Source organism: Frankia sp. CeRuru1 (assembly GCF_977966315.1).
Genome location: NZ_CDWWEW010000152.1, coordinates 6,889 through 11,704 on the forward strand (window position 1 = coordinate 6,889; position 4,816 = coordinate 11,704).

Annotated in this window: 1 protein-coding gene; it reads left to right on the forward strand. The window is 76.4% G+C overall.

The window, feature by feature from the left end; translation table 11 throughout:
* Positions 1-36: 36 nt before the first annotated feature.
* Positions 37-4,816: SDR family NAD(P)-dependent oxidoreductase (locus AC08OP_RS12795; RefSeq protein ID WP_476614387.1), on the forward strand; the 4,780-nt coding region annotated here is incomplete at its 3' end.

The following is a 4,816-nucleotide window of genomic DNA, read 5'->3' on the forward strand; positions in this document are numbered from 1 at the left end:
AGTCGGCCGCGTCGGGCGGGTGTGTCGTCGTTCGGTGTGAGTGGGACGAACGCCCACCTCATCCTTGAGGAGGCACCCACCGCCGAGGGCGGGCATCCCGCCGATGCGGCTGCGGGCGACTGCCCGTCCGGAGAGACACCGGTGGTGCCTCTGGTCATGACCGCTCGCGGCGCCGCCGCGCTGGCGGGCCAGGCCGGACGGCTCGCAGGTTTCCTGCGCCAGCACGACACCACGCTGCAGGATCTCGCCGGCGCCCTTGTGAACCGGCGGGTACGGATGCCCGACCGGGCCGTCCTCCTGGCCACGTCCACCGCCGAGGCCCTGACGGGTCTGGACGTCCTCGCCCGGGCCGAACCGGCCCCGAACATCGTCACCGGCCCGGGCGGTCGGCCCGGCAAGGTGGTGTTCGTCTTCCCCGGCCAGGGTTCCCAGCGGCCGGGCATGGGCCGCGAGCTCCATCGCCGCTTCCAGGTCTTCGCCGACGCGTTCGACGAGACCTGCGCCCTGCTCGACGAACGGCTCGGCGCCGCCGCCGGACCCGGCATCCGCGCCGTACTCCTCGCTGACGACGGTGCGGACGGCGCGGACGGCACCGACCGCCTGGACCGGACGGTGTTCACCCAGACCGGCCTGTTCGCCGTCGAGGTCGCGCTGGCCCGGCTGGTCGAGTCCTGGGGCATCCGGGCCGACCTCATGATCGGGCACTCGATCGGCGAGATCACGGCCGCCCACCTGGCCGGTGTGCTGTCGCTGCCGGACGCCGCCGCGGTCGTGGCCGCCCGCGGGCGGCTGATGGAGGCGCTGCCGGAAGGCGGTGCGATGGTCGCGGTCGGCGCGCCCGAGGACGCCGTGCGCGAGTTCCTCGGCGCCGGCGTCGACCTCGCCGCGGTCAACGGGCCGGACGCCGTCGTCCTGTCCGGTGACGAGGTGCCCGTGCTGGCCGCCGCCGCCCGGATGCGCGAGCGCGGTGCCCGGACCCGGCGGCTGACGGTGTCGCACGCGTTCCACTCCGCCCGTATGGAGCCCGTGCTGGCCGAGTTCAGGACCGTCCTGGAACAGGTGCGGTGGCACCAGCCGTCCGTGCCGGTCGTCTCCAACCTGACTGGTGAGATCGCCGGCGACGAGCTCGCCACGCCCGGCTACTGGGCCGACCACGTGCGGCGGACCGTCCGGTTCGCGGACGGCGTGCAGGCGGCGATCGCCGCAGGCGGGGGAGTGTTCCTCGAGGTGGGGCCGGGCGCCGCGCTGTCCGGTCTGCCGGCCGCGGCCGGCCGGCCCGGCGTGCCGATGATGCGCGACGGCCGGCCGGAGGTCCCGACGGCGCTCGCCGCCGCCGCCGAGCTGTTCACCCGAGGCGTCGAGGTCGACTGGACAGCGATGCTGCCGGACGGCGGCGACGGCGCGGGCGTCGAGCTGCCGACCTACGCCTTCGACCACCAGCACTACTGGCTGCCGGCGGCCGCCCCGGCCGATCCCGCGGCCCTCGGCCAGGCCGGGGCGGACCATCCGCTGCTCGGCGCCGTGGTCAGCCTGCCGCGGGACGGCGGCCTGGCCCTGACCTCCCGGCTGTCGCTGCGCACCCACCCCTGGCTGGCCGACCACTCCATCGGCGGTGTCGTCCTGGTGGCGGGCACCGGCCTGGTCGAGCTGGCCGTCCGGGCCGGCGACGAGGCCGGGTGCGGTGTACTGCGCGAGCTTGTGATCGAAAGCCCCCTCGTCGTGCCTCGGCAGGGCAGCGTCCGGGTGCATGTCGTCCTCGGGGGGCCGGGGGAGAGCCACGGCACTTCCGCCACCCGCACGGTCGAGATCTGGTCCGCGCCGGACGAGGCCACCGAGTGGACCCGCCACGCGAGCGGCACGCTGGCCGTGCCCGAAACGACCGACGGGACCGGCCCCACTTCCGACCGCACCCCCGAGCCCGACCTCGCGGCCTGGCCGCCGGCGGGCGCCCGGCCCGTCGACCTCACCGGCGGCTACGAGCTGCTCGCCCGGGCCGGGTACGAGTACGGGCCGGCGTTCCGATGCGTCCGCTCGGCCTGGCGGCGCGGTTCCGACGTCTTCGCCGAGGTCGCCGTGGCGCCCGAGCACCGGGCTGTCGCGGCCGCCTCCGGCATCCACCCTGGTCTGCTCGACGCGGCCCTGCACTCCGCCGTCCTCGCCGCCGTCGCCGACAGTCCGGCAGCGGGCGACCCGGCCACCGGCGGACCGGAGGAGGCGGTGGTCCGGCTGCCGTTCGCCTGGAGCGGCCTGCGCCTGCATGCCGCGGGCGCGACGTCGCTGCGGGTCCGGGTCCGCCGGCCCGGCCCCGACACCCTCGTCCTGGACGCGGCCGACGACACCGGTGCGCCCGTCGTCACGGTCGACTCGCTCGTATCCCGCGCCGTCACCAGCGCCCAGCTCACCGCCGCCAGCGCGCGCGGCGCGACCGGGCCGGACTCGCTTTACGAGATCGAGTGGCGCCCGGTGGCGCACCCGGCCGGCCCGCCGGCCGACGCCGGCGAGCGCCCCGGACGGACCGTGGTCGAGGTCTCCGGCGACGATCCGCTCGCCGAGACCACCCGGGTGCTGGCCGTCCTGCAGGACTGGCTCGCGGTCGACACCGCTGCGACGCCGGGCTCCGGGCCACTCGTCGTCGTGACCCGCGGAGCCGTGGCCGCCGGACCCGAACCGGTCGTCGATCCCGGGCACGGCCCGGCGGGAGGCGCCGTCTGGGGCCTGGTCCGGGCGGCCCAGGCCGAGAACCCAGGCCGGTTCGTCCTCGTCGACCTCGGTCCCGACGGCTCGTTGCCGGACCGGCTGCCGGACGGCGAGCCGCAGCTCGCCGTCCGCGGCTCCACCTTCCTGGCCCCTCGGATGACCCGCGCGTCCCGTGCATCGGCTCCTTACCCCGAGCTGAGCGCCGCATCGGACGCGACGCCGGTCCAGGGCCCGGCGTCGCCGTTCGACCCCGCCGGCACCGTGCTGATCACTGGCGGCACCGGTTCGCTCGGCAGCCTGCTGGCGGCGCACCTGGTGACCGCCCACGGCGTCCGGCACCTCACCCTCGCCGGCCGCCGCGGCCCGGCCGCCGAGGGCGCCATCGAGCTGGCCGAGCGGCTGAGCGACCTGGGTGCGCAGAGCGTCGAGCTCGTCGCCGTCGACGTCTCGGACGCCGACGCCGTCACCGCCCTCGTCGGCCGGCTGGCCGCCGAGCGCCGGCTGAGCGGGGTGATCCACGCCGCCGGCGTGTTCGACGCGGGGATCGTGACCCGGACCGACCCGGACCGGCTGGCCGAGGTCTTCGCGGCCAAGGTTGTCTCGGCACAGAACCTCGACCGTGCCACCCGCGACCTCGACGTGGACGTCTTCGCGATGTTCTCCTCCGTCTCCGGCACCTTCCTCGGCGCCGGAACCGGTGGATACGGGGCGGCGAACGCCTACCTCGACACGCTCATGGCCGCCCGCCGGGCCCAGGGCCGGCCGGGCATCTCGCTGGCCTGGGGACCGTGGCGGCAGGACGACGGCATGGGCGCCGGCGTCGACGACCAGGCCCGCGGCCGGATGCGCCGCCGCGGCGGGGTCGTGCCCCTGGCTCCGGCCGAGGGCCTGGCCCTGTTCGACGCCGCGCTCGCCGGCGGGAGCGCGCTGGTGATACCGGTCCGGCTCGACCTCGCCGCGCTTCGCGAGAGCGGCGCCGTGCCCCCGCTGCTGCGTGACCTGGTGCCCACCGCCCGGCAGCGCGCCCGCGGTGGCGAGGCCGGTGGCGGCGGGCCGGGCGACCTGGCCGGACGGTTGGCCGGCCTCGGCGGGCCCGCCCGGGAGAGCCTGCTGCTCGACGTGGTCCGCACCCACGTGGCCGCCGTGCTGGGCCACGCCGGCGTCGGCCAGGTACAGCCCGACACCGCGTTCCGGGACGCCGGTTTCGACTCGCTGACCGCGGTCGAGCTGCGCAACCGGCTGCGTGAAGCGAGCGGCGTCGCCCTGCCCGCGACCGTCGTCTTCGACCACCCCTCGCCGCGCGCGCTGGGCCGGTTCCTGCTCGGCGAGCTCGACGGCTCGGGCCTGCCGGAAGCCGTCGAGCCGCTCCGGACGGCCGACGCGGGGGAGCCCGTGGCGGTCGTCGGCATGGCCTGCCGGCTGCCTGGCGGAGTCCGGACGCCGGACGACCTCTGGCGCCTGGTGCGGGACGGCCGGGACGGTGTCACCGGCTTCCCCGACGACCGCGGCTGGGACCTGGACGAGGTGTTCGACCCGGATGCCGACCCGGACGCCGATCCCGGCGGCGAGCGCGCGGGCCGCTCGTATGTCGACCGGGGTGGTTTCCTGCATGAGGCGGGCCGGTTCGATCCGGGGTTCTTCGGTATCTCTCCCCGCGAGGCCGTCGCGATGGACCCGCAGCAGCGGTTGCTGTTGGAGACCTCGTGGGAGGCGTTGGAGCGGGCGGGGATCGACCCGGACACGCTGCGCGGCACCGACGTCGGTGTCTTCACCGGCATCATGGGCGTCGACTACTACACCGGCGCCACCGTGCCGGACGAGGTCGGCGGGTTCGCGATGACCGGGGCCGGGGCGAGTGTGGCCTCCGGCCGGGTGTCGTACGTGTTCGGGTTCGAGGGCCCGGCGGTCACGGTGGACACGGCCTGCTCGTCCTCGCTGGTCGCGATCCATCTGGCCGCGCAGGCGCTGCGGCAGGGCGAGTGCTCGCTGGCGCTTGCCGGCGGCGCCACCGTGATGGCCAGCCCCGGCATCTTCATGGAGTTCTCCCGGCAGGGGGCGCTCGCCGCCGACGGCCGGTGCAAGTCGTACGCGGATGCCGCCGACGGCACGGGGTGGGCCG